Here is a 26,308-nt window from a genome sequence, read left to right on the forward strand (position 1 = left end):
GTGGATCGCGGCAAGGATCTTGCCGCAATACCGGACATCCTCCACCTCATGAACACGACCACCACGCCCAGCCCCAAGACCGTTCTCGTCACCGGCGCCACCGGCACGATCGGCCGCCACCTGGTCGGCGAACTGCTTGCCGCCGGGCACCGGGTGAGGGCCCTGACCCGCACACCCGAGAAGGCCGGCCTGCCCGGGAAGGCGGAGCTGGTCGCCGGCGACCTGACCACGGCGCCGCCGGAGGGATTGTTCGACGGTGTCGACAGCGCGTTCGTCTTCCCGGTGGCGGGGGTGGCCGGATTCGTCAAGGCGGCCGCGGCCGCGGGCGTCGCGCACCTGGTGCTGCTCTCCTCGCTCGCCGCGGCGCTGGAACACGAGCGTGACCGCGGGTCGGCCAGCCAGGTGCACCACTCCGCGATCGAGGACGCCGTCCGCGACAGCGGCGCGAGCTGGACGATCCTGCGGCCCGGCACTTTCGCCGGCAACCTGCTGTCGTGGGCCCGGCCCATCCGCTACACCGGCGGAGTGACCGGCCCCTACCCGGCCTCCGCGCAGGCCCCGATCCACGAGGCCGACATCGCCGCCGTCGCCGCGGTAGCACTGACCGAACCGGGACACGCCGGCCGGCACTACCCCATGACCGGCCCACAGGCGCTGAGCCGGGTCGAGCAGCTCGACACGATCGGCACCGCCATCGGCCGGGAGCTGAGGTTCACCGAGAACACGCCGGACGAGTTCCGCGCCGAAATGCGTTCCTACGGCGTCGGCGAGGACATCATCTCGATGCTCCTCGACTACTGGTCGGACACGGTCGAAACGCCCGACGTGGTGCGGCCGACCGTGGAGCAGGTGACCGGACGACCGGCCCGCACCCTCGCGGAGTGGGCGCGCGACCACGCGGCGGCCTTCGGCGCGTGAACTTTCCGGGTCAGTCCCAGTAGTTGAAGAGCACCTCGCCCAGATCGGCCGGAGACCAGTACTTCAGGTCTTCGGGGGCGTACCCCGGCCACGTGTCCGCGTCGAACGGCCCGGCCAGGTCAGCCGGGGTCAGCACCCGGAACGCCGGGAACTCCGCCAGGACGGCGACCAGTTCCGGAGCTTCCACGAACGTCAGCGGTCCCCAGGTGGTCGCCGTCCCGTCGATCGCGCGCGGCTCGGCGACCGCCACGACCGGCTCGGTCCGGTCGCGGGTGCTCACGATCGACCGGCGGTGGGTGCCGTAGTCGAGGACGCCTTGGTGGAAGTTCGGCGTGACACCGTCGGCGATCCGGAACCGATTTTCCGGCTCGCGACGTGCGCGGCTACTGCCTCGCGAGCACCCAGGGCATGAACTTCTCCGCCACCGCCCGGCTGAACGGCCGCACCAGTTCCTGCAGTTCGGCACACGCGGGTTCGCCGATGTGCGCATACGGCGCCACGCTGTTCTCGTCGGTCGCCTTCTCGAGTTCCGCCCGGCGCGCCGCACCCGTGGGCGTGAACGTCGGCTCGGCATCGTCGGTGAGCCAATCCCGCTCACGGAGGCCGTCGACGGCGCGGCTCCAGTCCTCTTCGGACCACGACCGGGAAGTACGCAGGGTTTCCGCCGGGACAGCACCGGAAGCAGCGTGGGTGACGAGCGCTTCGACGCCGCTCAGGCCCGCCGTCAGCAGGGCCGCGATGTGGGCGTCGCCGCGGTATTCGCGGAGCAGGGTCTGCGCGTGCCACAGGACCAGGTGCGGCTCGGTGGGCCACGGCAGGGCCGCGTGGGCGGCGTAGAGCGGGCGGCCGACGACGTCGTCGGCGACGGCCTCGGCGGCCTCGCGCAGCAGGGTGGCCGCCCGGTGCATCTCCGGAGAGCCGATCGCGTCGCCCAAGGCGCCGCGCAGCGCCCGGTCCGCTGCGGCGTAGCGCGCGGCCAGGACGGCATCCGGCGCGGTGGCGGCCCGGGCGGCGGAGATCGACTCCCGGACGAGGACGGGGTTGAAGTTGTAGAAGGTCGCGACCACGACCGGGGCCGGGACCGCACCCAGCGCCGCCGACCTCGAGGCGAAGTAGCCCGCACGGCCGGTCAGGCCGAGCTCCTGGTACGCCGCGGCGGCTTCCGGGGCGAAGTAGATCATGCCGTGGTAGGGCTCGATGAGTCGCCAGGTCCGGCGCGCCGCTTCGATCACGCGGCCAACATACCAGCCAGTCGGTACGGCGTGGGGCGTTCCGGCCCGCCCGGCCGCGCGACCTACTCGGCCGTGCGGCCCACCTCGCTATGCGGCCCCGGCTCGCGGTGCAGCCCACCGGCCGTGCGACCCATCCCGCCGCCCGACCCACCCGGCCATGCGGCTCACGTCGCCTTGCGGCCCACCGGGCGTGCGACTCATCCCGCCGCGGCCCACGCGGCCGAGCTGCCCACCCGGCCATGCGACTCAACTCGCCATTCCGCCCAGCCGACTCTCTGGCCCCGCCATGCAGCCCACCTGGCCGCGCGACCCATTCCTCCGTGCCGCGCATCCCGCCGCGCCGCCCACCCGGCCATGCCGCCCACCCCCGCCGCGCAGCCCACCTGGCCGCGCGACCCATCCCTCCGTGCTGCGCATCCCGCCGCGCCGCCCACCTGGCCGCGCGGCGTACCAGCCGCGCGGCCCACCAGCCCTGCAACCCAGCCCGCCACGCGACCAACCCCGCTATGCAGCCCCGCCACGCGACCCACCCCGCCGCGCCGCCCACCCAGCCGCGCCGCCCACCCAGCCGTGCCCGGCAGCCGGGCCGCGCTAGCATCCCGGCGGCGGCCGCGCCGATCGGGAGGCGAACATGGCGGACGAACGCGGCGTCGAAGCCGTCGAGCAGTGGTTTCGGCGGCGGGGCTTGCCCGCCGTCGTACGGGGGCGGCCCGCGCAGCTTCTGGTGCGCGTCGGGCCCGCCGTCGTGTTCGTCGCGGCCTGGCGGGTGCTCGCCGCCGTGCTGTCCGCTGTGGACGGCCGGACCGATGCGGACTTCGACCGGCTCATGGAAAACGACCTCTACGCCCTCGGCTACACCGGCCTGCTGCTGAGCCTGGTCGTCTTCCCGGCCCTCGGCTCGTGGCTCACCGCACGGTGGGTGCGGCGCAAGCTGGTCGACCGCGGCGGAACCGTGCCCGCGGCGGTCATGGCGGCGGTGTTCGTGGTCGTCGTGCCCGTGGTCGACTGGATCGTCGACGGCGACTCGATACCGCTCGGCTTCGGCACCCAGCTGGCGATCCTGGTCGGGCTGTTCGCGGCCGCCTTCGTCGGGGTCGGCTCGATCGTCGGCTGGGCGCTGCGGGCCGCCTACCGGCAGACGCGGCTGCTCGGCGAGCTGACCAGCCGGGCGCTGCCGCTCCTGCTGCTGTTCACCGTCTTCGGGTTCTTCACCACCGAGATCTGGCAGGTCGGCGCCGCCCTGCCGCGGCAGCGGATGTGGCTGGTCGTCGGGCTGCTCGCCGTGGTCGCCGTGGTCTTCCTGCTCGCGGCGCTCAAGGACGAGGTCACCCGGCTGACCCAATCGCGCACCGCGCCCGTCGGCCTCGACAAGCTGCGCGAAACGCCGCTGGCCGCCTTCCTCGCGGACGACGTCCCCGAACGGCTCCCGCTCACCAAGCTGGAACGGGCGAACATGATCCTCGTCCTCGTCCTGACCCAGGTGCTGCAGACGTTCGTGCTCGCCACCCTCGTGTTCGTCTTCTTCGTGATCTTCGGGATCGTCGCGGTGCAGCACGCGGTGATCAAGGCGTGGATCGGCCGCGACCCCGCCGGCGGCACGCTGTTCGGCATCCAGCTGCCGATCCCGCAGGAGCTGCTGCAGGTCTCGCTGTTCATCGCCGCGTTCTCCGGCCTGTACTTCGCCGCCTCGACGGTGACCGACGCCAAGTACCGCAACGCCTTCTTCGACCCGCTCGCCGACCACCTGGCGGTCAGCCTCGTCGCGCGCGACCTCTACCTCGGGCGGCTCCTCAAGCGGTAGCTCCCGGACCCGACGACCACGACGGTGGCCTTCTTCGCCACGTCGTACGTCACGCTCGAAACACCCGGGGCCCACCGCACCGGCTTGCCCGACTCGGTGACGCTGCCTCCGGGGATCACCACTTCGGCGGTGGTGCCGGCGGGCACGGTGACGTCCATCGTCAGCCCGTCACCGGTGACGCTCCAGGCGTTCGACAGCCGCCCGTAGACGGTGTCGATGGCGCCTTCGGCGTGGGTGAGCCCGCCGCCGAGGTGCGGCTCGATGACGCTCCGGCGGTAGCCGGCCTCCTTGATCCGGATGCCGCCGATGTACTGGTGCATCCAGTCGGCGACCGCCCCGTAGGCGTAGTGGTTGAACGAGTTCATGTCCACCGGCCCGAACGTGCCGTCGGGCTGGATCGAGTTCCAGCGTTCCCACACGGTGGTCGCGCCCTTGCCGATCTCGTACCCCCACGACGGGTAGTCCTTTTTGGACAGCAACGTGTAGGCGAGGTCGTCGCGGCCGATGTTCGTCAGGGCCGGCATCAGCCACGGCGTCCCGATGAACCCGGTCTTGAGGTGGTTGTCGCTCTGGGCGAGCTTCGCCACGTACTTCGCCCCCGCCTTGGCCTTCAGCGCCGGATCGGTGAGGAGGTCCATGCCGAGCGCCAGGGCGTACCCGGTCTGCGAATTGCCCAGCACCGTCCCGTCCGCCGCCACATAGGCGCGGGTGAACGCGGCACGAACGTCGTTGTCCAGCCTGGCGTACTCGGCCGCTTCGGCGGTCCGGCCCACCGCGGCCGCCATCTCCGCCATCATCCGGACGTCCTGCGCCCAGATCGCGGTGCCGAGCACGCCCTGGTCCGACGGGTCGTCGAGGTTGAGCCAGTCGTTGGTGAAGAACGTCAGCCGCCCGGTCTCCAGGTTGTCCGGCCCGGCACTCGCGCGGGCGTAGGCGAAGAAGCGGCTCATCGCGTCGTAGTTGTCGCGCAGCACCTGAGCGTCGCCGTAGGCGTGCCACAGGGCGTACGGCACGGTGATCAGCGCATCCTCCCAGCCGACACCGCTTTCGTCGAACGCACCGTTCGTCGACGGGACGACGGCCGGGATCGACCCGCTGCTCTTCTGCTCGTCACGGACGTCGGTCAGCCACTTCCCGAGGAAGGCCCGGGTGTCGCTGAGGTAGCTCGCCGTCGGCGCGAAGATGTTGATGTCACCGGTCCAGCCCAGCCGCTCGTCGCGGGCCGGGGTGTCGGTCGGGATCGAGAGGAAGTTGCCCCGCGCGCCCCAGGAAACGTTGCTGAGCAACTGGTTCAGCATGGCGTCGGACGTCCCCAGCGTGCCGGTGCGGCGCAGGTCCGAACCCCACACGACGCCCTGCACGTCCGCGGCGGCCGGCGGCGTGGCGAGCCCGGTGACCTCGAGGTAGCGGAAACCGTGCTGGGTGAAGGTCGGCTGGTAGGTGATCGTGCCGTCCTTCGCGAACCGGTAGTGGTCCGTAGCGGTCGCCGCCCGCAGGTTCGCCACGTACATCGTGCCGTCCGGGTTGAGCACCTCGGCGTGCCGGAGCTTGGCCGTCTCCCCCGCCTTGCCGGTGAGCTTCACCCGGGCGACGCCGACCATGTTCTGGCCGAGGTCGTACACGGTCACCCCCGGCGCCGGGTGGCTGACCGCCTTCGTGGCGAGGACCTGGGTTTCCCGCACCGGTTCGTCCGGCTGCGGCGACAGCTTCGCCGTGTCCGAGGGTCGCGTGACGACCGGCGCCCACGCCGAGTCGTCGAACCCGGCGGCTGCCCAGCCGGGCTGTTCGAGCCGGGCGTCGTAGGTCTCGCCGAGCTGGTTGTCGGTCGCCGCGAACGGGCCGGTGCTCCACTTCCAGCCCGGTGCCGTGTCGACCCACTGCACGCCGCCGTCGGCGTAAGTGATCTTCAACCGGGCGACGAGCGCCAGGTCGGTCCCGTACTGGCCCTTGCCGGCGAGCCCGATCTTCCCGGCCCACCAGCCGTCGCCGAGCGCCGCCCCGAACCCGTTCGCACCCGCCCGGACCAGCTCGGTGACGTCGTAGGTCTGGGACTGGATCCGCTTGGCGTACTCGGTGTAGCCCGGCGCGAGGTACTGGTCGCCGACCTTGCGGCCGTTGAGCGTGAGCTGGTAGACGCCGTGCGCCGACGCGTACACGCGGGCCTGGGCCACGCGCTTGCCAGGCGTGGTCGAGAACGACGTCCGCAGCAGCGGTGCGAAGGAGTCACGGCCGGCGAACAGGGCGTCGGTGCCGCCCGCGACCGTCAGTGCTCCGTTGTCGATGCTGCCGCCGGTGAACGGGTTGGGCACGGCGAATTCGAGGTTCGCCAGCACGGTGCCGTCCGGTTTGGTGACGGCGAACTTCGTGACGGTGGCCGATTCCGTGTCGTAGGTGCGCAGACCGGCCCGCCCGCTCGGGAATCCGGCGGCCGTGCGGGTATCGATGAGAACACCGTCCAAAGTGGTCCGGATGGTGGTGCCGTCAACGGTGTAGGCCACGGTGTGCGTCCCGGCCAGCAGGCCGGCCCGGGTGAACCCGAACGGCCGCAGGTCCACTTCGGCCAGCACCGAGTAGCCGCCGTTGACGCGCAGGTGCGGACGCAGCAGCGGCACGGACGTCGCGGAGTCGCCGACGTTGAGCTGCCACATGTAGGCGTTGTCGACATCCCGGGCACGGAGAAAGGTGCCGAAGGCCAGGTTGTTCAGCCGGAAGTCCTCGGTGACGGTGTAGTCGGTCCACTGGTCGTACGACGGCGCCGGTTTGCCGATCCAGGCCGCGGAACCCCAGTCGGCCGCGGTGAGCAGCCCGGTCTCGAACCACGCGGGCCGGCTCCACCGGCTCGGCGAACCCTGGTCGTCCCAGCTGCGGACGCGCCAGAAGTACCGGACGCCGGAGGCGAGATCCGGCCCGCCGTAGGCGACGTCGACCTGCTGCGCCGACTCGACCTGGCCGGAGCGCCAGACATCGGCGGCTCCCGGCGTCCGGCCGACCTCGAGCTCGTAGGCGGTCTGGGTGACCGCCCGACGCGGCGAGGAGATCTGCCAGCCGAAGACGGGGCCCGCTCCGGGAATGCCGAGTGGGTTGGTCCGGCCGTTCGTGGTGAGCCCGTCGAGGGTGGCCGCGGTCGCCGCGGCGGCCTCGGTGCCGGGCAGCAGACCGAGCACCATGAGGAGAACGGCCAGCAGACTTTCGGCCGTACGAGGGGCTTTCTTGCGGCGCTGCCGTCCGGCCACGTCGACTCCCGGAGACTTGAAACGATTCAACCGAGCGGGACTCCGGTGAGAGTAGGTGACCGCGGTCACGGTCGTCAACCGTTGGCGCTCACCACGTGACGGGCAGGTGCCGCACGCCGTGGACGGTGCTGTCGCCCCGCATCGGGACTTCCCCGGCGGGAACCGCCAAGCGGAGCGAAGGGAGCCGGCGGAACAGGGTCTGGAACGCGACGCGCAGTTCCGCCCGGCCGAGGTGGCGGCCGGGGCACTGGTGGACGCCGTACCCGAAGGCCAGGTGGCCGGTGGCCGGGCGGGCGAGGTCGAAAGCGTCCGGGTCGGCGAACCGCGCCGGGTCGCGGTTCGCGGCCGGCAGGGACACCGTCACCGTGTCGCCCGCCGCGACCAGCCGGCCGGCCATCTCCACATCGGACAGTGCGGTCCGGGTGGTCCCGAACTGGGCGATGGTCAAGTACCGCAGCAGTTCCTCGACGACTGCGGCGAGCGCGGCCGGCCCGGCGAGAACCGCGGACGGCCGGCCGAGGTGGGTCACCAGGGCGAACGTGCCCAGTGCCACCATGCTCGCCGGGGTGTCGTGACCGGCCGCGAGCAACAAGAAACCCACGCCCGCCACCTCCGGGTCCGAAAGTCCGGTGCCGGCGACGAGGTGCCCCAGCACGTCGTCGGACGGCCGCGCGCGCTTGGCCGCGACGAGTTCGTGCAGGTACCCGTAGATGCCGGTGAACGACTCGGCGATCTGCTCGGCGGTGCCCTGCTGGCGGAACAGCAGGGCCGAATCGTGGCCGACCTGCTCCCGGTCGGCATCGGGGACACCGACCACTTCGCACAGCACGCGCAACGCGAAGGGCACCGCGAAATCCTCCAGCAGGTCGGCGGGCGGGCCGGCGTCGCGCATCCGGTTCACGAGCTCGTCGGCGATGTCCCGGATCCGCGGCACGCGCAGCCGGGCCTGCCGCGCCGAGAAGAAGGGCGCCAGCAGCCGACGGTAACGGCGGTGCTCCTCGGCGTGCAGGCCGCCGAACATCCCGGGGAGCGCCGGGGGCGGCGGCTCACGCGGGACCACCGGCCGCGGGATCACCGCGCGCCGCAGCTCCTGGGCCGCGCTGAACCGCGGGTCGGCCAGGATCGCGCAGGCCAGGGCGTGGCTGGTGACCAGCCAGCCGAGGTGACCGCCGGGGTAGCTCATCCGGCTCAGCGGCTCCTCCTGCCGCAGCTGCGCCAGCTGGGCGGGTGGAGCGAACGGGCCGTGGTCGCGGCGGGTCGGCAGGGGCTCGGCGGGGCGGCTCACCCCGCCTCCCGCAGCCGGATCGCCGCCCGGCCGCGCGGGCCGGGGACCACCAGGTTGCCGGAGGTCACCACCATGAACTTCTCCAGCCCAGCGACGATCACACTGACGACCGCGACGCCGTTGTCCGCGCGGAACAGCTCCCGCACCCACGGCCGGTAGCCGCGTCCGGTGAGGATGCCCGCGAGCCGCGTGAGGTGCTGTTCCGGGCCGCCGGGCGCCGCGGTGTCGACGAAGCGGACCGAGTGCGCCCGCGTCAGCGCTTCGCCGAAATCCATCACGCCGCAGGCGAAGAACGGCGGATACTCGCGCAGGTGCTCCGGCAGCGGCGGTTCGGGGACGCCGAAAGCCTCGTCCGTCGCGACGCACTGCAGGATTTCGTTGAGCGCCCTCGTGACGGCGTGCCGGCGCGACAGCGAGGCACCGCAGCCGAACCGGTGCGCCGGCACGCCCGCTTCGGGAGCCGAGTAGGCCATGACGCTCGGCACGCCGAGGTCGGTGGTCATCTCGATCAGGGTGACGGGCTTGCCCACTCGGTCCTCGGCGTAGCCGGCGAGTTCGGCGAGCTCCTCCGGCAGCGAGTCCCGGGCGATCACCGCGGGGGCCGGCGAGCCGGGCGCGAGGAACGTCCGCAGCAGAAGCAACGACCAGGCGTCGCGCTCGATCGCCTCGTTCAGCGCGTGGACCACGGCCTCCGCCTCGCTCGAACCGGCCGCGCAGCCGCTGTTGGTCGCGTAGCGCTCGACGACCGCGTAGTCGTAGCCGTCGCCGAGCTCCTCCCGCAACTCCTCGTGGTCGTCCAGCAGGTAGTCGGGGCAGCTCAGGTACACGGGCACCGAGGTGGTCCGCGCGCCCGCGAGGTCACGGTAGGTGCGGCACGCCAGCAGGTCGTCGGCGGTGTCGGCGAGGACCGCCACCCCCGGATCGCCGCGCAGCGCACCACCGGCCACCTCGTGCGAGGAGCGCAGCTCGACCGTTTCCGGGAGCACGAACCGCGGACCGCTGACGTGGTGCTCCAGCGACTCGAACACCGCGCCCGCTCGGGCCGAGTCCCCGGGCCCCTTGCCGAAGCCGTTGGCCAGGTGACGGCCATCGGCGCTCAGCGCGCACTTCCACGCACCGGGCGCGCCGCCGAGATCGGTCAGCTCGGCAGCCCAGCCCCGGTTCCGGATGGCCCGCAGGCCGTGGTCGATCGCCGCGTCGAGCGCCAGCCCGCGCTCGCCCGCCTGCGGCAGCTCACGAACTTTTCCCATGCTCACACACCCCTTGGCTGACAGCGAATCGGAAGGAGCCGGGCGCTGTGTCACGGGCTCCGTCCGCTACACAGCGCCCGGCGGCCGGACTACTCGCCGGCGGTCACCAGGACCTCCGCCTCGACGTCGAGGCTCGGCGCGTTGAGCACCATCTCCTCGATGACCGCCTGCTCGCGGGCGGTCGCGTCTTCCTGGGAGTAGTAGAAGTTGTAGATGATGAAATCGCCCATCGCCGGATTTCCTTTCGTTCTAGACGGTTTTCAGTTGTCCGCCACCATCAGCCAGTAGGTGCCCAGGATCTGCGGGCACCGCCAGTGATCCCACTGATAGGTGTTCCACCCGTCGAAGCCGGCCCAGTAGCAGTCGTCGTAGGTGGCGTAGATGTTCTGCAGCCGCCACTCCAGATCCTGCTGCGCGGCCGGCGCCTCGACCGGTCTGCCGGCCGTCGCGGCCGAGGCCGGCGTCGCCAGCCCGGCCCCCAGTGCGAGCGTCAGCGCGCAGAACGCGACGCCCACCGCTCTCCTTGCCTTGTGCATCGGATTTCCCTCCCTTGCAACCCCGCTGCGGCGCTCAGTTGCCGCAGCGGCTGACCCATTTACTGGAGGCGATGTTGTTGAACAGGCTCTCCCAGTAGCCGCGCTTGCCCGGTCCCCAGCTGAAGATCCACTGGCCGGAGCTCAACGGGAACCACGTGTCGCCGCGGCCGATGCACGCCCACGCCCCGGCGTAGCCCGCTCCCCAGTAGAGGTTGACCTTGTCGTAGGTCTGCTGGAAGCCGTTGTTGACCACGGCGTTGACGTTGTTCGTGCAGTCACCCCAGCTCGGCGCATCCAGGCTCCACCGGCAATGGGTGCCCGGCTCGGTGTAGGCGTAGACGTACCCGTCCGCGTCCGAGGCCGTCGGCGGAGCGGCCGCCGCGCCCGCCGGCAGGGCGGTGGCGAAGGAGAGCGCCACCACCAGAATCAACAGGCCGGTAATACGATTCCTCCACACGATCGATCCCTTCTCTTTCGGTTCCGGTTTCTCAACCCTGTGAGTTCGCCCGCACGGCACGAGCGCGCGGCAGGCCGGCGAGCTGCAGCCGGAGTTTCGTTTCCAGTTCCGTCCGGTATTGCGCGCGGACGCCGTCCTGGCACGTCCGGTCCAGTTCGCGGGCAGTGGCGGCCAGCCCGGTGCGCGCGGCGCAGGTGGCCTCCGCGACGGCGGTGCGGATCTCCCCGTCCCCCGGCGTCCGGCTGGCGGCCTCCCGCGCCGCCGCCGGCGACTCGTACGGGAAACCCGCCTCCCGCATGCACCCGCTCCACCGGGTGACGGCCGCGGTGAACGCCGGATCCGCCACGACCTCGCCCTGCCACAGGCCGGGCAGGAGCTCGGTGACCTTGTCCACCCGGTACCACGTCGCGAGGTCTCCGTAGAGCTCCCGCCACGCCCGCGAGGTACAGCCGTTGTCGTACCTCGCCAGCCGCCCGCCGACCGGCAGGACCGCCTCGACCCGGCCGGGACCAGTCCCGTTGAGCGCGGCCAGCGCCGCTTTCCGGCGGTCGGCGGGCAGGCCGGCGAAGTACGCCTTGTTCGGGTCCGCCGCCGCTTCGGCATCGGCGATGCGCCGCAGATCGGTGCCGTAGCCGTGCTCGCTCGCCCAGCCGACGTCGTCGACCACGTACGGGAACGGCTCCGGCTGCGGCCGCCGGTCGGAGGGCGTGACCTGAATCCGGAAACCGTGCCGCGCCATGCAGTCACGGACGAGCACCTGCTCCGCGTCGTACAGCAGCGCTTCTTCGGATCCGGTCAGCGGGCGAAGCCCGGGTTCGGCCGCGCACCCGGCGGCGAGCAGCAGGCACCCGGCGGCGAGCACCGCCGTCCCGATGGCCCGCTTCAGCACGAATAGCCGTTCAAGGTCACCGTCTGGTCGTCGGTGATCTTGTACCAGCCTGGGTCGTACCAGGTGATCCAGCCGTTGGTCGTCGCCTGGCAGCCGGTCTCGACGAAGAAGTAGTCGACATCGATCCCGTCGTTCCAGCGGCCGCCCTTCTTCGTCCCCGGCGCAACCCAGGCGTAGTCGAAGCCCGAGTCGTCGTCGGCCCACGCCACGTACACGGCGTGGTTGGTCCGGTTGTCGAGCGCGCCGCAGACCAGCCCCAGGAAGCACCCTCCCGGCGCCTGAGCCGCGGCCGTGTCCGGCCCGGCGGCGTTGGCGGTGGCGGTGGTCGATCCCGCCAGCACCAGCGCCGCGGTCGTGACGAGCACCTTGCCCACGAACGTCATGTCTCCCCCTCGGTGCGCTTCCCTTGCGACCTCCAGCCCTACCGGCGCGGGGTTGTTCACGGTCGGGGGTCCGCGCTCAAGAAAGAACCGGTGAAGATTGACGAACGCCTGACCAGGCAAGACGCTTCCGCCCGTGGGTAGCAGGGTTCGCCGGAGCCCACCTGGGCCGGGTCGGGCCCGGCTGGGTCAGACTGGGCCAGGCCTGGGCCGGGCCGGACCGGGCCGGGCCGGGCCGGCTGGGTCGGGCCGGGCTGGCTGGGTCGGGCCGGGCCGCGCCGGGCTGGCTCAGACTGGGCCAGGCCTCGCCAAGCCGGGCCGGATCACGCCGAGCCGGCCCAGTCGGGGCTGGGCCGGATCAGGCCGACCGCACCAGCCGATCCACGCCGGGCCGCGTCGCGTCACGCCGGGCTTCGCCGGGCCAGGCCGGACCGCGCCGGGTCAGGCCGGACCGCGCCGGGCCAGGCCGGGCCGGGCCGGGCCGGACCACTCCGAGCCAAGCCGGGCCGCGCCAAGCCGGGCCGGACCAGGCTGGGCCGGACCAGGTCGAGCCGGACCGCGCCGGGTCAGGCCGCGCCGGGCTGGCTCAGACTGGGCCAGGCCTCGCCAAGCCGGGCCGGACCACGCCGAGCCGGGCCAGGCGGGGCTGGGCCGGATTAGGCCGACCGCACCAGCCGATCCACGCCGGGCCGCGTCGCGTCACGCCGGGCTTCGCCGGGTCAGGCCGGACCGCGCCGGGCCGAGCCGCGCCGGGCCGCGCCAAGCCGCGCCGGGCCGGGCCGGGCCGGGCCGGGCCGAGTCAGGCGGGGCTGGGCCGGATTCGGCCGACCGCACCAGCCGATCCACGCCGGGCCGCGTCGCGTCATGCCGGGCTTCGCCGGGTCGGGCCGGACCGCGCCGGGTCAGGCCGCGCCGGGCTGGCTCAGACTGGGCCAGGCCTCGCCAAGCCGGGCCGTTGCAAGCCGGGTCAGGCCGGACCGAACCAGGCCTACCCAAGCCGAGCCGACCCGAGCCGGGCCAGGCCTAACCAAGCCGAGCCAAGCCAACCCGAGCCAGGCCAAGCCGGGCCGAGCCGGGTCAGGTGGGTGTCAGCGGCACGGTGCGGGCGCCTCCACGTCGGAAAAGTAAGCACCCCACTGCCCGGCCGTTGCCGGGGGGTGGGCGACCCTGCAGGCCTCGGCGGCCGCGTCGGCCGGGTCGATGCGCCACAGCAGGGCGGCCGGGTCGCGGCCGCCGGTGAGCAATGTCCGGCCGTCCGGGAAGAACGCGACCGTGTGCACCTCGTCGGTGTGCCCGGCAAGGGTGGCCCACGGCAGCGGCGCGCGGGCGTCGGTCACGTCCCACAGCCGCGCGGTGTGGTCGTACCCCGCGGTGGCGATCCGGGTACCGTCCGGCGAGTAGGCGACCGCGGGCACCGCACCCTGGTGGCCGGCCAGCGTGGAGACGTGCGCGGGCGCGCGCGGGTCGGTCACGTCCCACACCCGCGCCGTGCGGTCGAGCCCGGCGGAGACGAGGTGCCTGCCGTCGGGGGCGAAGTCCAGCGCCAGCACCCGGTCGGTGTGGCCGTCCAAGACCGCCAGCAGGCGGGGCCGGGCCGGGTCGGCCACGTCGATCAGGCGCACCGTCCGGGTCATGGCTTGGGCGAGCAGGTCGCCGCGGGGCGAAAACGCCAGTGCCGGAGCGAAATCCGTGGCGCCGGTGACCTGCCCGGCCACGACCGGGGCGGCCGGGTCGCGCAAGGACCACAGCCGGATCACGTGCTCGGGGTCGTCGCCGCCGACGGCGAGCACCGCACCGTCCGGGCGGAACGCCAGCGCGCGGGCGGTGCCCGGGTGCCGGATCGGCTGCGGCAGGAGCCGGGCGTGGGCCGGATCGGTGACGTCCCACAGCCGGACCAGCCCGGCCACGTCCCCGGCTGCCAGCACCGTCCCGCTCAGCACCACCGACCGGACCCGCGCCATCTTCGCCTCGGGCAGCGGCAGCCGCCGCGGCCGGTCCGGATCGGTGACGTCCCACAGCCGCACGGTGCCGTCACGGTCGCCGGTCACCGCCGTCCGCCCGTCGGCCGAGACCGCCGAGGCGCGCACGGTGTCGGTGTGCCCGCCCAGCACCCGGCCGGGCACGTCGGTCAGGCGGATCGCGCCGTCGTTGCCCGCCGTGGCGACCACCCGCCCGTCGGGGCTGAAATCGGCGGCCCACACGGTGTTGGTGTGCCCGGCGATGGTGCCGGTCACGGTGGGCGCCGACGGGTCCGACACATCCCACAGCCAGGCGGTGTAGTCCCAGCCGGTCGTGACCACGGTCCGGCCGTCCGGGGCGAACCGGGCCGCCTGCACGGTGTCCCGGTGCCGGGCGAGCCGGCCGAGCTCGCGCGGGCCGGCGGCGGCCCGCAGGTCCCACAGCCGGGCGACGGCGTCGAACCCGGCGGTGAGCAGCAGCGCGCCGTCGGGGCTGAAGACCGCAGAGGTGACCTTGTCGGAGTGGGCGGGCACCAGTGCCGTGCGCCGGGGGTGAGCGCGGTCGGTGACGTCCCAAAGGCCCACCGTCCCGTCGTCGGACGCGGTGACCGCGCTGCGCCCGTCCGGCGCGAACTCGGCCCACGAAAGCGGGCCGTCGTGGCCGCTCAACACGGCGACGCGGGTCGGCGTGCTCGGATCACGGACATCCCACAGCGCGGCGGTCCCGTCGTTGCCCGCGGTGATCAGCGTGGTGCCGTCGGGACTGAACGCAACGTGGTACACCGCTTCGGCGTGGGCCCGCACCTCGGCGAGCAGGCGGGGCCGCACGGGATCCTCCACGTTCCACACCGACACCAGCCCGTCGTGCCCGGCGGCGGCCAGCCGGGCCCCGTCCGCGGTGAACGCGAGCGACTCCACCCGCTCCGACCGCGCCACGACGTCCGCGAGCGGCTCGGCGGCGTGGGGCAACGGCAGCCGCCACAGCCGCACCGCCCGGGCGTCCCCGGCGGCGGCCAGCAAGCTGCCGCGCGGGGAGAACGCGACCGCGCGGCGGGCCACGTCGCCGGTCAGGACGGTGGTGCGGGGTCCGACGACGGTGCTGAGCAGGCTGCCGCGGGTGTCGGCGGTCGGGTCGAGCCGGAAGGCGGCGAGGGCGAGCTGCCCGGCCAGTGCCGGGTCCACCGTGCGCAGGGCCGGTGCCTGCGTGGCGACCTTCTGGGCGACTGCGGAGTTGCGCTGCGCCGCGGTCACCTCCGCGGCCCGCACGGCGTACCAGGTGGTCCCCGCCGCGATCAGCAGCAGCACGCTCAAGAGCGCCACCAGCACACGCAGTTGCGCCGACCGGCGGCGGCCGGCGGCCTCGGCGCGCGCGCTCTCGGCCACCGATGCCGCGAGGAAGTCCCGCTCGGGCCGGCTGAGCACGTGGTCGTGTCGCTCGGCCCACGACCGGGCCACGGCCAGCCGCACCCCGCGGTACAGCGCGCCCGGGTCGGCTCCCAGCGCACGCCAGGTGGCGGCGGCGCCGGTGAGCTCCCGGTGCACCCGCAGGCCCTCGCGGTCCTCGGCGAGCCAGCCGCGCAGGCGCGGCCACGAGCGGAGGAGCGCCTCGTGCGCGATCTCCACGCTGTCGCCGTCGAGCACGATCAGCCGCGCGGCCGCCAGGTTTTCCAGCACCGCCCGGACGTCGCCGCCGAGCTGCTCCAGCTCGTCGCGGTCCGCCCGCCGCTTGGTGTCCTCGAGTCCCTCGCCGAGGGCGCACAACCGCAGGAGCACCTGCTGAGCGGTCCGTTGCCGCTCGGGGGAAAGAGCGGTGAACGCGGCCTCGGCCGTGTGCGCGACGGCGTGCTCGATCCCGCCTGCGGCCTCGTACCCCTTCACCGTCAATGTCGTGCCGCGACGACGCCGCCAGGTTTCCAGCAGCACGTGGGAAACCAGGGGCAGCACGCCGGGCTGGCCGCCGGCGTCGCCCACGATCCGGGCGACCAGCGCGCTCTCCACCACGCAGGCCGTTCGCGCGGCGGGCTGGACGACCGCCCGGCGCAGCTCGTCGGTCGTCATCGGCTCCACCGTCACCTGCCCGTCGCGCAAGGCCCGGGACAGCGCGGGATGGGCGACGCAGTCGCCGTAGAAGTCGGCGCGCACGCTCAGCACCACCCGGCACGCGCTGCGGTCGGTGGTTGCCGCCGTGAGCAGCTGGTCGATGAACCGGACCCGCTCGGCGTGGTCGGTGCAGAGCGTGAAGACCTCCTCGAACTGGTCGACGATCACCACGAGCTCGCGGCCGTCGGCGGCTGCGCGCCGCACGGCGTGGTGCAAGCCCCGGACGTCGTCGGAGGGCAGGCCCACCGGCGCGTCCGCCAGGCCGGCCAGCCGGAGGAAGCACTCTTCCAGCGGATGCGCTCCCGGGGTCAGCACCACGGCCGGCCCGGGCAGTGCCGGGGTCACCCCGGCCCGCAGCAGCGACGTCTTGCCCGTCCCGGACGCACCGACGACCACCACGACCCGCTGCGTCGCCAGCCGGGCGAGCACCGCCTCCACCAGCGGTTCCCGGCCGAAGAACCGCTCCGCGTCCTCGACCCGGAACGGCGCGAGCCCCGCGTAGGGCGGCTCGTCCGAGTCCGGTGGCGCGGGCGGTTCCAGCGTCACCGCCAGTTCGCGCCACCGGCGTTCCCACTCCTCGACGTCCCCGTCGCACGCGCGCACGTACGCCAGCGTCACCTCGAGACTGGGCAGTTTGCGGCCCGCGGCCGCCTGCGACAGCGCCGCTTCCGAATAGTGGGCGCGCGCACTGAGCACCCGGTAGGTCGGTTTGCCCGCCTTCTCCCGCACCAGCCGCAGGGAGCGCGCGAACTCCACCAGCGGCAGGTCCCCCTCGGGCAACGGGCTTTCCTCACGCGGCATCAGAACCACCCCTCCCCTCGCCATCGTCCACCACCGCGACACCGCCATCCGGGCGTTCGCCGGTCGGGGCAGACCTCGGCAGCGCGTCCGGATTGTGCTGCCCGCCACCTTGTTGGTTAGGTAAGCCTGACCTTATTGTCCTCCTGTGTCCCTCGTCCCCCGCTCCGGCGTGCACGCCCAGGAGGTCGACGTCGCCTACGGCAGCGACGTCGTCGTGCGTGCCGCTTCCCTCTCGCTGCAGGCCGGGACCGTCACCGCGCTGATCGGCCCGAACGGCAGCGGGAAGTCGACGCTGCTGCGGGCGCTCGCCCGGCTGCACCCGCCGGTCGCCGGGTCCGTCACCTTCGCCGACGGCGCCGACCTGCGCACACTGTCCGGAAAGGACATCGCCAAGCGGATCACCCTGCTGTCGCAGCACCGGACCGCGCCCGGCGGGGTCTGCGTCCGGGAGCTGGTCGAGTTCGGCAGGCACCCGCACCGGTCCCGCTGGGGCGGCCGCGATCCCGAAGGGCCCGCCGCCGTCGAACGGGCGATGGCGCTGACCGGGCTGTCCGCCCTCGCCGACCGGCCCGTGCAAGCCCTGTCCGGCGGGCAGGCGCAGCGGGTCTGGCTCGCCGCCTGCCTGGCCCAGGACACCGCGCTGCTGCTGCTCGACGAGCCCACGACCTTCCTCGACCTGCGCTATCAGGTCGAAATCCTCGACGTCGTCCGCGATCTGGCCGACCGGCACGGGGTCGGCGTCGGCGTGGTGCTGCACGACCTCGACCAGGCCGCCGCGGTCGCCGACCGGGTGCTGCTGCTCGAAGCCGGCCGGGTCACCGCCGAAGGCACCCCCGCCGAGGTGCTGACGGCCGAAAACCTCAGCCGCGCCTACGGCATCCGCGTGGACGTCGTCGCCGACCCGGCCGACGGGCGGATCCACACCCGCGCGGTCGGCCGCTTCAACGACGCGGCACCGCGCACCGCGTCGGTCTGACCCAAAAGGAAAACAGGAGAAACATGCGGATCACCCGGATGCTCCTCGGCCTGTCCGCGGCCGCCACGTTCTTCGTGGCCGGCTGCGGCACCACCGAGGCGCCCACCAGCAACGCCGCCCCCACCGGGGGTGCCGGCCCGATCACCGTCGTCGACTCGCGCGGCAAGGAGGTGAAGCTGCCCGGCCCGGCCAAGCGCGTCGCGGCGACCGAGTGGAACGCCGTCGAGCACCTCGTCTCCCTCGGCGTCATGCCGGTCGGCGTGGCCGACATCAAGGGCTACGGCCAGTGGGTCAGCGCCGAAAAGCTCGACGGCACCCCGAAGGACATCGGCACCCGCGGCGAACCGAGCCTCGACACGCTCGGCTCGCTGGGCCTGGACCTCGTGGTCGTCACCGACAGCGTGACCGAAGGGGCCCTGGAGCAGATCGAGGCGAAGGTCCCGGTCATCGTCATCAACGGCGGCACCGCCAAGGACCCGATCGCCGGGATGTACGCCAACCTGGACACCATCGCCAAGGCCACCGGCACCGAAACCCGGGCCGCGCAGCTGAAGACCGAGTTCGAGCAGAAGCTGACCGCCGGCCGGGCCGCGGTGGAGAAGCGGGGCGCAGCGGGCCAGAAGGTCGCGTTCTCCGACGCCTACGTCACCTCCGGCTCGGTCAGCATCCGCCCCTACACCAAGGGCGCGCTGGTCTCCGCGGTGTTCGCCGAGCTCGGCCTCGAAACCGCCTGGCCGATGGACGGCGACGCCGTCTACGGCCTCGCGCAGGCCGACGTCGAAGGCCTGACCAAGCTGCCCGACGTACGGTTCTGGTACATCGCCAACAACGCCGACGGCGACCCGTACCAGCAGCAGCTGGCCGGCAACGCGATCTGGACCGACCTCCCGTTCGTCAAGAGCGGCAAGGTGCACCGCTTCCCGGACTCGCTCTGGATGTTCGGCGGCCCGAAGTCCATGGCGCAGTTCGTCGACGCGGCCGTCGCCGCGCTCGAGAAGTAGCGTGGTCACCCTGACCGAGCCCCGCCCGCCCGCGGTCGCCGTCCGGCGCCGCGGGCGGCTCGCGCTGCTCGGCGGCGGGCTCGGCGCGCTCATCCTGCTGGGTTCGGCCGTGCACCTGACGCAGGGCACCGCGAACCTGGACGCGCTGGACGTGCTGCGGCTGGTCTTCGGCAGCGCGACCGGTGACACGACCGCGGTGGTCGTCGAGTCGCGGCTGCCGCGCCTGCTCGCGGCGCTGGTCGTCGGGGGCGCGCTCGGCGTGGCCGGCGCGGTGCTGCAGTCGGTGTCCCGCAACACCTTGGCGTCGCCGGACACCCTGGCCGTCAACGCCGGCGCGCACCTGGCGGTGGTCGCCGTCGCCGCGTTCGGCGTCTCGCTGCCCCTGCTCGGCGCGGCCGGGATCGCCTTCGCGGGCGGGCTGGCGGCGGCCGTGTTCGTGCTCGCGCTGTCCGGTACTGGGGGCACCGGGATCGTGCGGCTGGTGCTGGCCGGCACCGCGATCGCGTTGGCTCTGATCTCCGTGACCCAGGTGCTGCTGCTGTTGTACGCCCAGGAAACTCGCGGCCTCTTCGCCTGGGGCGAGGGCTCCCTGGAACAGAACGGGCTCGGCGGCATCCGCACGCTCGGCCCGGTGGCCGGGGTGGCGCTGGCCGTGTTGCTCGGCATGGCCCGGCGGCTCGACCTGATCCAGGTCGGCGACGACCACGCCCGGACGTTGGGTGTCCACATCGGACGGACCCGGTTCGCCGCGATCGCGCTGGCCGTGCTGCTGGCCGCGACCGCGGTGACGCTGGCCGGCCCGATCGGGTTCGTCGGCCTCGCCGCACCGGCGGTGGCCCGGCTGCTCGCGACCGTGGTGCCGGGCCTGCACCGGCACGCGGCGTTGCTCCCCTGCTCCGCGGCGCTCGGCGCGGCGCTCCTGCTGGGCGCGGACGTGCTGCTGCGCGCGGTCATCGGCCCGCAACGCGCCCTGGCGGTGCCGACCGGCGTGGTGACGACGATCCTCGGCGCGCTCTTCCTCGTGGTCCTGGCCCGCACCGCCCGGATCACATCCGCGACCGCCGAACCACCCGCGGCCGGCGCCCGCGGCGGGGTGAGCGCGACCCGGTACCGGATGACGTTGTCGGTGCTGGTGCTCGTGCTGGCCGGCGTCGCCGTGGGCGCGGTGCTGCTCGGGGACGCGAAACTGCTCCTGGGCGACGTCGTCAACTGGGTCACCGGGCAAGCGGGCCCGATCGTCACCGGTGTCCTGGACACCCGCGTTCCCCGCGTGGTGGCCGCGCTGCTGGCGGGCGCGGCACTGGCGCTGGGCGGCGCGCTCACCCAGGCGGTCGCCCGCAATCCCCTGGCCGAGCCGGGGATGATCGGCGTCGTCGGCGGCGCGGGCCTCGGCGCGGTCGCGGTGATCACGGCCGTGTCCGGGGCCGGGTTCTGGACGCTGACCGGCTCCGCGGGCCTGGGCGCCGCCCTGGCCATGGCGGTGGTCTTCGCCGTGGCCGCCCGCGGCGGGTTCACCAGCGAACGCCTGGTGCTGATCGGTTTCGGCGTGCACGCGGCGTCGCAGGCGGTGGTGACGCTGCTGATCACGCTGTCCGACCCGTGGAACGAGACCAAGGCGCTGACCTGGCTGGGCGGTTCGACCTACGGCCGGGCCTTCCCGCACCTGGTACCGATGGCGCTGGCCCTGCTGGTGGTGACGCCGGTGCTGGTCCGCACGCGGCGTGAGCTCGACCTGCTGGCGCTGGACGACGAAACGCCGCGCGTGCTCGGCGTGCCCGTGGCCCGGACGCGGTTGCTGCTGCTGTCGTGCGCGGTCCTGCTGACCGGCGCCGCGGTCGCGGGCATCGGGGTGCTGACGTTCGTCGGGCTGGTCGCCCCGCACGCGGCCCGCGCGATCGTCGGCAGCCGGCATTCCCGCCTGCTGCCCGCCGCCGCGGTGCTGGGCGCGATTCTGGTCTGCGCGGCCGACACCGTCGGTCGCACGGTCCTCGCCCCCGGCCAGCTCCCGGCCGGCCTGATGACCGCGGTCCTCGGCGCGCCCTACTTCGTGTGGCTGCTGTACCGCCACCGCACGGCCGCCGCCCGGGGACGTTGAGCTCCCTGGGTTGCGGTCCGTCCGTGCTCAGCCGTCGACGCTGGTGGGTCTTCGAGGCGCACTTCGCCGGCGTGGTGTCGCCGTTGCCGTCGACCAGGCACGACACCACGCCGTCCAGCAGCTGCGGGTGCGCTTTCCCGTACCGCCGCACCCGCGTCCACGCCGCCCGCCCCGGGCCACCGTATCCGCCCGGCTGCGGTGCGTCATGCGCCCCGGGTTGACCTTCGGTACCGGGGGAGTTGACGGGCCCCTACTCGGCCGTGGTTTTGCTTCCGCGCCGCCGTCGCCAGACCACGGCCGCGACGAGCAGCGCCACGGGCAGGCCGGTGAGCAGCAACCCTTCGGCGGGCGCCGGCACGACGTCCTGGTGCGCCACCGAGGCGGCGAGAGTGACCTCGCCGGCAGGGAAATCCCGGGCGGGCGGACCACTCCCGCACCCGTTCTGCTCGTGCCAGTGCCCGGCGGCTGCGTATTCGATGGCGGTGGGCATCCCGCACCCCTCCTCGGGTGTTCTCCGGAACCGCAGACCAGTGTGGCGCGGCCGGCCGGAGAACTCCACACCTACTCGGGCGCGAGGATTTCCGTGGGCAGGCCCAGGGTTTCCACGACCCGCGCGACGGCGTCGCCGAGCCGCACGAAGTCGTCGCCGAGCGGATCGGTCACCAGCCGGCGGACGGTGGCGACGTGCCCGGGCGCCGAGGCGGCCAGGTGCGCGCGTCCGGCCGCGGTGAGCGTCGCGGTGGTGAACCGGCGGCCCCGGCCGGTGCAGACTTCGCGCACCACCCACCCCCGGTCTTCCAGGCGCGCGACGGCGTGCGAAATCCGCGGCAGCGACCCGTTGGCCATTTCCGCGATTTCGCTCATCCGCAGGCTTTCCCCGGGCACGGCCGACAGCCGGGCCAGGATCATGTAGCCCAGCAGCGTCAGGTCGGCGTCCCGCAGCAGCTGGCTTTCCAGCGCGCCCGGGAGCGTGAGCAGGACCTTCGCCAGGTTGATCCACGCCCGCCGTTCGTCGTCGTCCAGCCAGCGGACCGGCTCCTCCTCGCGCACGCCTTGACTTTAACACGCAACCCAACCTACCGTTTGGGTTGCGTGTTAAACCCAAGGAGGAGCGATGACGACCACCCCGCGACTGACCTCGATGACCGTCCTCCGCCTCGGCTTCGCCCTGCTGGCGGCGGCCGCGGCGAACACGGCCATCGCGCTCGGCGCACTGGCCCTCGACGACGGCGGGATCGCGATGGGCCTGAACCCCGCGTCCTACCTGCCCGCGACCGCCGCCGGGCTGCTGCTCGGCACCATCGGCTGGTTCGTGCTCGCCCGCCGGGCGCCGCAGGCCCTGCGCGTGGTCGTCCCGGCGGTCCTGGTCCTGACCTGGGTCCCCGACCTGCTCCTGTTCACGGCGGGCGCCACGGCGGCCAACGTCTTCGGCTTGATGCTGATGCACCTGGTCGTCACGACGGCGGTGGTCGCCGCCCTGCGCCCGACGCTCACCCCGGCCGCGGTTCAGCTCTCAGAACCGTCCGGGAGGTGAGCCGGCCCTTCTCGGGTTCCCGCCCGGCCTGCCCCGCGGCGACGGCGGCGGTCAGCGCCCCGACGGCGTCCTCGGCGCGGTAGATCGTTTCCAGCAACGTGAATTCCTGGAGGGCGGCGACGGTGGCGGGGCCGTTCCGCTCCAGTTCCGCCAGCAGCGCCCGCCGCAGCGGCAGCAGCTGCGGGGTGAGAGAGATGTCGACGAGCGTGCCCTCGGCGTCCCGCGGATCGCGGTACCGGATGCCGGCGAACTCGTCGGCCGCCCAGAGCTCGTTCTTGAAGGTGGCCAGGTGCCGGCCGTCGGCGGTCGCGAACACGAGCGTTTTCACGCTTCCGTTGTCCGCCACCAGATCCACGGCCACGGCACACCCGAGCCCGGCCGCCTTCAAGCGTTCCCGGTGGTCCGAGCCCGGTTCGGCGGCCAGCAGGACCTCGTGCGCCTTGCCCCGCACCAGGGAGGCCGGCCAGTCACCGGAGAGGTGCGCGAGCATCGGCCCGCGCACGCCGACCTCCCGGAGTTCGCCGACGGTCCGGACGACCAGCCCACCCGGAGCCCCACCCGGCGCCGCCCGGCCGACGAGGACCACATCCAGGTGATGCTCCCCCAGCCGGTCGGCGAACTCCCCGAAAACCCGGAAGGCCTCCGCGGCGAACTCCCCGCATTCGACGTAGGTCCCACCCTTGGGCGACCGCAGCACGGTGGCGGTCCACGCGTCGAGGTACCGCACCAGCACGTCACGCTCGACGGAAACGTGCGGGTCAGGACGCCGGACGCGCTCGGCCACGCTCCCGGTTGTACCGCACCGCGGCACCGATCACCAGCTCTCGCGCGGCTCGGCTCACCTCCTGGAGACCGAGGAGCGGCGATGAAGATCAATGCTCACGTGACGTCGGCGCGATTCGCCGCGCCACCGAGTTCCACCGTCTGGACGAGCCAGAACACTGCGTACCAGAGGATGATCAGCGCCTCCAGCCACAACGCCCAGTGCTGCACGCCGACGACCCAGAGGATTCCTCCGGTCAGGAGGGACCCGCCCATCAAGGCGGCGACCACGATGTACCAGACCGTGAAGTTCCCTTGGGGGGCGGACCAGGCGTTCGCCACGACGACGATGACGATCCCGATGAACAACGGTATCGCCGCGTAGAGGTGGCCGTGGTCACGGAACCAGTCTGGCCTGTTCCAGTACAGCCAGATCCCGAAGGACAAAACCGCCAGCGTCACCAGGTGCGAGATGAGCGTGTACGGCTTGGGGCGTTCGAACCGGCCGTGCCGGCGTTTCCGCGCGACCAGGCCGAAGACCGTGGCGGCCACCCCGATCACGAGCAGCGCACCGACATCGGTCTTGACCGCCGCCTCGATCTCGGGCCGGCTCGGCCCGTTCACCGGAAGACAGGCGTCGTCGATTTCCGTCGGCACGAACGCGACGATGAACGCCAGAAACCCCGAGCAGTCGAGTGCGGTGTTCTCGTAGTCGGTGTTCCCGCGGTAGACGATCATGCCCGTGCCGATCGCGCACAGAACGCCGACGAAAACGGGCCGCACCGAAGTGAAGTAGTAGGCGCTGATGGAGTGCTGCCAGCACAGACCGTCATTGACGAACAGGAACTGCCAGAGGATGGCGAGGAACAGCAGCGCCACGAGCATGACCATGGCGACGCGAAGCGCCAGGTAGGTTTGGTGAATGTTTTCTTCCCGGTTTTCGACGCTCACGCCGACCTCCTTTCGGGAAACGTCCGTTGCCCGTGCAGGACGCCGTCGGGCCGCGGTTGTCCGGAGGTCGCAGCTTCTTCGCCGGCCGTTACCGTCCAGGAAAAACGTCACCTGAACGAGTCTTCAACGGAATCAACGGGACGACCGGGTCCGGCTGAGGTTGTCCACGATCAGACCGACGGTGAACTCGAACCGATCGTCCCCGCTCCCGGAAGTCAGCTCGGCGGCAAAGCGCCGCGTTTGCGGAAAAGCATCAGCCGGCAGTGCGGCGAACCGGTCCAGCAACTCCTCCTGGCCGACCACCCATTCGTCCTCCGGACGTTTCCGCCGCTGCCGCACCAGCGACTGCTCCAACGCATACGCGCTGACATAGAGAGACAGCGCATCAAGGCCCCACGCGGCGGCCTGCGGCTCGACACCCCCGGCCAGCAGAATCGCGAAAAGCCCTTCACGGACCCGCAGCGCGTCGAGGTTGGTGGGAACCATGCCCAACGCAGCCCGGGAAACACCGGGATACCGCAAATACTGATCCCGGATCCGGGAGTACACGTCGAGGATTTGCGTCCGCCAGATCGCCGGGTCCGGTTCGGGCAGCTCGATCCCGGCGCACAGCCGGCCGATGAGCAGGTCGTCGAGGTCGTCCTTGTTCACGATGTGCGCGTACAGCGACGACGGCCCGGTTTCGAGCACCGCGGCGACGCGGCGGATCGTCAGAGCGTCGTAGCCCTCGGCCGCCACGACCTGCAGGGCCGCGTCGGTGATCCGGTCGACCGTGATCGGCCTCTTGGGCGACGGGGCCGCGGGGTTGCCCGCGTGCCGGGCGGCTCGGCGTTGCCGGGGGTCCGTGGGCATGTCGATCACTATAGCTTGAGACGAACTAAGTTCGCGTGCTAGAACTTAGTTCGTCACGAACGAACTAAGTTCGAAAGGGATCTGACATGCGCGTTTCCATCGCCGGAGCCGGTCTGGGCGGCCTGTGCCTGGCGCAGGGCCTGCGCCAGGCCGGCATCGAAGCCGACGTGCACGAGCGGGACCCGGCGATCACCGCACGGTTCCAGGGCTACCGGCTCGTGCTGAACCCCACCGGGCTGGCGGCGCTCCGAGGCTGTCTGCCGCCACGCTGGCACCCGCTGCTGGACGCGATCACCGGCGACGCCTACGGCGAGCGGCTCGTCCTGGACCCGCGGCTGAACAAGATCGGCGAGCTCGGCCCCGGGAGAACCGGCACCGTCATCGACCGGCACGTGCTCCGCCACCTGCTGCTGACCGGGCTCACCGTGCGCACCGGGGCCGCGCTGACCGGCTACGACGTGCTGGACGACGGCCGCGTCGAAGCCCGGTTCGCGGACGGGGACCCGGTCGTCGCCGACCTGCTCGTCGGCGCGGACGGGGTCGGCTCCGCCGTCCGCGCGGTGCTCTCGCCGCAGACCACGCCGACCGACACCGGCGTCCGGTTCGTCATCGGCCGCACGCCGCTGACCGGGCAGTTCGCCGGACTGGCGCGGGCGTTCGGCTCGAAGATCGCCGGCAACGGCGTCAGCCTGCTGCTCGGCGCGATGCGCTTCCGCACCCCGCCGAAGGAAGCGGCCGAGACGCTGGCGCCCGAGGTGGTCCTCCCCGACGTCGGCGACTACGTGCGCTGGGCCATGATCCTGCCGCCGGACGGCCCGGCCGGCGGCCTGACCCCACAGGAGACCGTGCTGGCCCGGACCGAGGGCTGGCACCCGGACCTGCGGGCGCTCATCGAGCAGGCCGACCCGGACAACAGCACCCTGCTGTCCATCCGGGTGGTCGAGCCCCGCGAGCGCTGGGCGCCCGGCCCGGTCACGCTGCTCGGCGACGCCATCCACGCCACCTCCCCGACCGGCGGCAACGGCGCGAACACCGCCCTGCGCGACGCGGACCTGCTGCGCCGCTGCCTGACCGAGGGCCGCCCGGACCTCCCCGGCGCGGTCGACGCATACGAACGGCAGATGCTCCAGTACGGCGCCGAGGCCGTGCGCCACAGCCTCGACGCGCTTCCCGCCTTCGTGCCACAACCCGAATCGGCCTGACTCGAAGACGGGCAAAACCGGACAATCGGGCCGCTCACCCGAGAAAGTGACGCCTGACGCGGGGAGAAACCGGCCCGGTGCGCCACGGCCCGGCC

Annotated in this window: 23 protein-coding genes; 7 read left to right on the forward strand and 16 right to left on the reverse strand. The window is 72.9% G+C overall.

Going from position 1 to position 26,308, the window contains the following annotated elements:
* Positions 1-48: 48 nt before the first annotated feature.
* On the forward strand, positions 49-918 hold the full coding sequence (locus tag H5965_RS42780) for an NAD(P)H-binding protein (RefSeq protein WP_310977017.1): 870 nt from the start codon (positions 49-51) through the stop codon (positions 916-918).
* Between the two features lie 10 nt (positions 919-928).
* Here the strand turns inward: H5965_RS42780 and H5965_RS42785 are convergent, their stop codons facing one another.
* Both H5965_RS42785 and H5965_RS42790 read right to left on the reverse strand, forming a co-directional pair.
* Entirely contained in the window at positions 929-1,198 is a 270-nt protein-coding gene (locus tag H5965_RS42785; protein ID WP_310977018.1) for a hypothetical protein, read from the reverse strand.
* Between the two features lie 103 nt (positions 1,199-1,301).
* Positions 1,302-2,150 (reverse strand): SCO6745 family protein, encoded by an 849-nt coding sequence (locus H5965_RS42790; RefSeq protein ID WP_310977019.1) that lies wholly within the window; start codon positions 2,148-2,150, stop codon positions 1,302-1,304.
* Between the two features lie 631 nt (positions 2,151-2,781).
* On the opposite strand from H5965_RS42790, the gene H5965_RS42795 reads away from it, so the two are divergent.
* On the forward strand, positions 2,782-3,951 hold the full coding sequence (locus tag H5965_RS42795) for a hypothetical protein (protein WP_310977020.1): 1,170 nt from the start codon (positions 2,782-2,784) through the stop codon (positions 3,949-3,951).
* Here H5965_RS42795 and H5965_RS42800 read toward each other — a convergent pair.
* From H5965_RS42800 to H5965_RS42840, 9 genes are all read right to left on the reverse strand, one after another.
* Positions 3,924-7,184 carry a family 78 glycoside hydrolase catalytic domain gene (locus H5965_RS42800; RefSeq protein WP_310977021.1) on the reverse strand — a complete coding sequence of 1,087 codons (3,261 nt, stop codon included), beginning with the start codon at positions 7,182-7,184 and terminating at the stop codon, positions 3,924-3,926. The genes H5965_RS42795 and H5965_RS42800 overlap by 28 nt on opposite strands.
* A gap of 88 nt (positions 7,185-7,272) precedes the next feature.
* Entirely contained in the window at positions 7,273-8,469 is a 1,197-nt protein-coding gene (locus H5965_RS42805; RefSeq protein WP_310977022.1) for a cytochrome P450, read from the reverse strand.
* Positions 8,466-9,719, reverse strand: a complete 1,254-nt coding sequence (locus H5965_RS42810) for a YcaO-like family protein (RefSeq protein WP_310977023.1) — start codon at positions 9,717-9,719, stop codon at positions 8,466-8,468. Before H5965_RS42810 ends, H5965_RS42805 begins: the two co-directional genes overlap by 4 nt.
* A gap of 89 nt (positions 9,720-9,808) precedes the next feature.
* Positions 9,809-9,949: a hypothetical protein gene (locus H5965_RS42815; RefSeq protein ID WP_310977024.1), complete on the reverse strand. Its 141-nt coding sequence runs from the start codon at positions 9,947-9,949 to the stop codon at positions 9,809-9,811.
* A gap of 30 nt (positions 9,950-9,979) precedes the next feature.
* Positions 9,980-10,255 carry a hypothetical protein gene (locus H5965_RS42820; protein ID WP_310977025.1) on the reverse strand — a complete coding sequence of 92 codons (276 nt, stop codon included), beginning with the start codon at positions 10,253-10,255 and terminating at the stop codon, positions 9,980-9,982.
* Between the two features lie 34 nt (positions 10,256-10,289).
* Positions 10,290-10,685 (reverse strand): hypothetical protein, encoded by a 396-nt coding sequence (locus H5965_RS42825; RefSeq protein WP_310977026.1) that lies wholly within the window; start codon positions 10,683-10,685, stop codon positions 10,290-10,292.
* 58 nt (positions 10,686-10,743) lie between these two features.
* Positions 10,744-11,601, reverse strand: a complete 858-nt coding sequence (locus tag H5965_RS42830) for a hypothetical protein (RefSeq protein ID WP_310977027.1) — start codon at positions 11,599-11,601, stop codon at positions 10,744-10,746.
* A complete protein-coding gene (locus H5965_RS42835; protein WP_310977028.1) occupies positions 11,595-11,984 on the reverse strand; it encodes a hypothetical protein in 390 nt (129 codons plus the stop codon). Before H5965_RS42835 ends, H5965_RS42830 begins: the two co-directional genes overlap by 7 nt.
* 1,085 nt (positions 11,985-13,069) lie before the next feature.
* Complete coding sequence (locus H5965_RS42840; protein ID WP_310977029.1) at positions 13,070-16,840, reverse strand: hypothetical protein; 3,771 nt, start codon at positions 16,838-16,840, stop codon at positions 13,070-13,072.
* Between the two features lie 145 nt (positions 16,841-16,985).
* Between H5965_RS42840 and H5965_RS42845 the strand changes: the two genes are divergently transcribed.
* Genes H5965_RS42845 through H5965_RS42855 form a run of 3 tightly spaced genes read left to right on the forward strand, consistent with a single transcriptional unit; the run spans position 16,986 to position 20,912 of the window.
* Complete coding sequence (locus H5965_RS42845) at positions 16,986-17,816, forward strand: ABC transporter ATP-binding protein (RefSeq protein ID WP_396136998.1); 831 nt, start codon at positions 16,986-16,988, stop codon at positions 17,814-17,816.
* A 23-nt stretch (positions 17,817-17,839) separates the two neighbouring features.
* Positions 17,840-18,817 (forward strand): iron-siderophore ABC transporter substrate-binding protein, encoded by a 978-nt coding sequence (locus H5965_RS42850; protein ID WP_310977030.1) that lies wholly within the window; start codon positions 17,840-17,842, stop codon positions 18,815-18,817.
* Between the two features lies 1 nt (position 18,818).
* A complete protein-coding gene (locus H5965_RS42855) occupies positions 18,819-20,912 on the forward strand; it encodes an iron ABC transporter permease (RefSeq protein WP_310977031.1) in 2,094 nt (697 codons plus the stop codon).
* A gap of 250 nt (positions 20,913-21,162) precedes the next feature.
* Here H5965_RS42855 and H5965_RS42860 read toward each other — a convergent pair whose 3' ends face one another.
* Positions 21,163-21,402: a hypothetical protein gene (locus H5965_RS42860; protein ID WP_310977032.1), complete on the reverse strand. Its 240-nt coding sequence runs from the start codon at positions 21,400-21,402 to the stop codon at positions 21,163-21,165.
* A gap of 71 nt (positions 21,403-21,473) precedes the next feature.
* Positions 21,474-21,962: a MarR family transcriptional regulator gene (locus tag H5965_RS42865; protein WP_310977033.1), complete on the reverse strand. Its 489-nt coding sequence runs from the start codon at positions 21,960-21,962 to the stop codon at positions 21,474-21,476.
* Positions 21,963-22,026: 64 nt separating this feature from the next.
* Between H5965_RS42865 and H5965_RS42870 the strand changes: the two genes are divergently transcribed.
* On the forward strand, positions 22,027-22,446 hold the full coding sequence (locus tag H5965_RS42870; protein WP_310977034.1) for a DUF6069 family protein: 420 nt from the start codon (positions 22,027-22,029) through the stop codon (positions 22,444-22,446).
* On the opposite strand, the gene H5965_RS42875 is transcribed toward H5965_RS42870, so the two are convergent.
* The 3 genes from H5965_RS42875 to H5965_RS42885 all read right to left on the reverse strand — a co-directional run bounded on the left by H5965_RS42875 (position 22,403) and on the right by H5965_RS42885 (position 25,011).
* Positions 22,403-23,230, reverse strand: coding sequence for a hypothetical protein (locus H5965_RS42875; protein ID WP_310977035.1), 828 nt, complete (start codon positions 23,228-23,230; stop codon positions 22,403-22,405). The genes H5965_RS42870 and H5965_RS42875 overlap by 44 nt on opposite strands.
* Before the next feature lie 95 nt (positions 23,231-23,325).
* Positions 23,326-24,270: a hypothetical protein gene (locus H5965_RS42880; protein ID WP_310977036.1), complete on the reverse strand. Its 945-nt coding sequence runs from the start codon at positions 24,268-24,270 to the stop codon at positions 23,326-23,328.
* A gap of 21 nt (positions 24,271-24,291) precedes the next feature.
* Positions 24,292-25,011 (reverse strand): TetR/AcrR family transcriptional regulator, encoded by a 720-nt coding sequence (locus tag H5965_RS42885; protein ID WP_396136999.1) that lies wholly within the window; start codon positions 25,009-25,011, stop codon positions 24,292-24,294.
* 86 nt (positions 25,012-25,097) lie between these two features.
* On the opposite strand from H5965_RS42885, the gene H5965_RS42890 reads away from it, so the two are divergent.
* Positions 25,098-26,213 (forward strand): NAD(P)/FAD-dependent oxidoreductase, encoded by a 1,116-nt coding sequence (locus tag H5965_RS42890; protein WP_310977038.1) that lies wholly within the window; start codon positions 25,098-25,100, stop codon positions 26,211-26,213.
* The last annotated feature ends 95 nt before the right edge of the window (positions 26,214-26,308 follow it).

The organism is Amycolatopsis sp. 505, from assembly GCF_031625235.1.
GTDB lineage: Bacteria > Actinomycetota > Actinomycetes > Mycobacteriales > Pseudonocardiaceae > Amycolatopsis.

Bases quoted from the DNA above. Each gene is read 5' to 3' on its own strand.
- H5965_RS42835 (WP_310977028.1), bottom strand. From the start codon at position 11,984: ATGACGTTCGTGGGCAAGGTGCTCGTCACGACCGCGGCGCTGGTGCTG.
- H5965_RS42820 (WP_310977025.1), bottom strand. From the start codon at position 10,255: ATGCACAAGGCAAGGAGAGCGGTGGGCGTCGCGTTCTGCGCGCTGACG.
- H5965_RS42850 (WP_310977030.1), top strand. From the start codon at position 17,840: ATGCGGATCACCCGGATGCTCCTCGGCCTGTCCGCGGCCGCCACGTTC.
- H5965_RS42780 (WP_310977017.1), top strand. From the start codon at position 49: ATGAACACGACCACCACGCCCAGCCCCAAGACCGTTCTCGTCACCGGC.
- H5965_RS42885 (WP_396136999.1), bottom strand. From the start codon at position 25,011: ATGCCCACGGACCCCCGGCAACGCCGAGCCGCCCGGCACGCGGGCAAC.
- H5965_RS42890 (WP_310977038.1), top strand. From the start codon at position 25,098: ATGCGCGTTTCCATCGCCGGAGCCGGTCTGGGCGGCCTGTGCCTGGCG.
- H5965_RS42860 (WP_310977032.1), bottom strand. From the start codon at position 21,402: ATGCCCACCGCCATCGAATACGCAGCCGCCGGGCACTGGCACGAGCAG.
- H5965_RS42795 (WP_310977020.1), top strand. From the start codon at position 2,782: ATGGCGGACGAACGCGGCGTCGAAGCCGTCGAGCAGTGGTTTCGGCGG.
- H5965_RS42870 (WP_310977034.1), top strand. From the start codon at position 22,027: ATGACGACCACCCCGCGACTGACCTCGATGACCGTCCTCCGCCTCGGC.
- H5965_RS42840 (WP_310977029.1), bottom strand. From the start codon at position 16,840: ATGCCGCGTGAGGAAAGCCCGTTGCCCGAGGGGGACCTGCCGCTGGTG.
- H5965_RS42810 (WP_310977023.1), bottom strand. From the start codon at position 9,719: ATGGGAAAAGTTCGTGAGCTGCCGCAGGCGGGCGAGCGCGGGCTGGCG.
- H5965_RS42815 (WP_310977024.1), bottom strand. From the start codon at position 9,949: ATGGGCGATTTCATCATCTACAACTTCTACTACTCCCAGGAAGACGCG.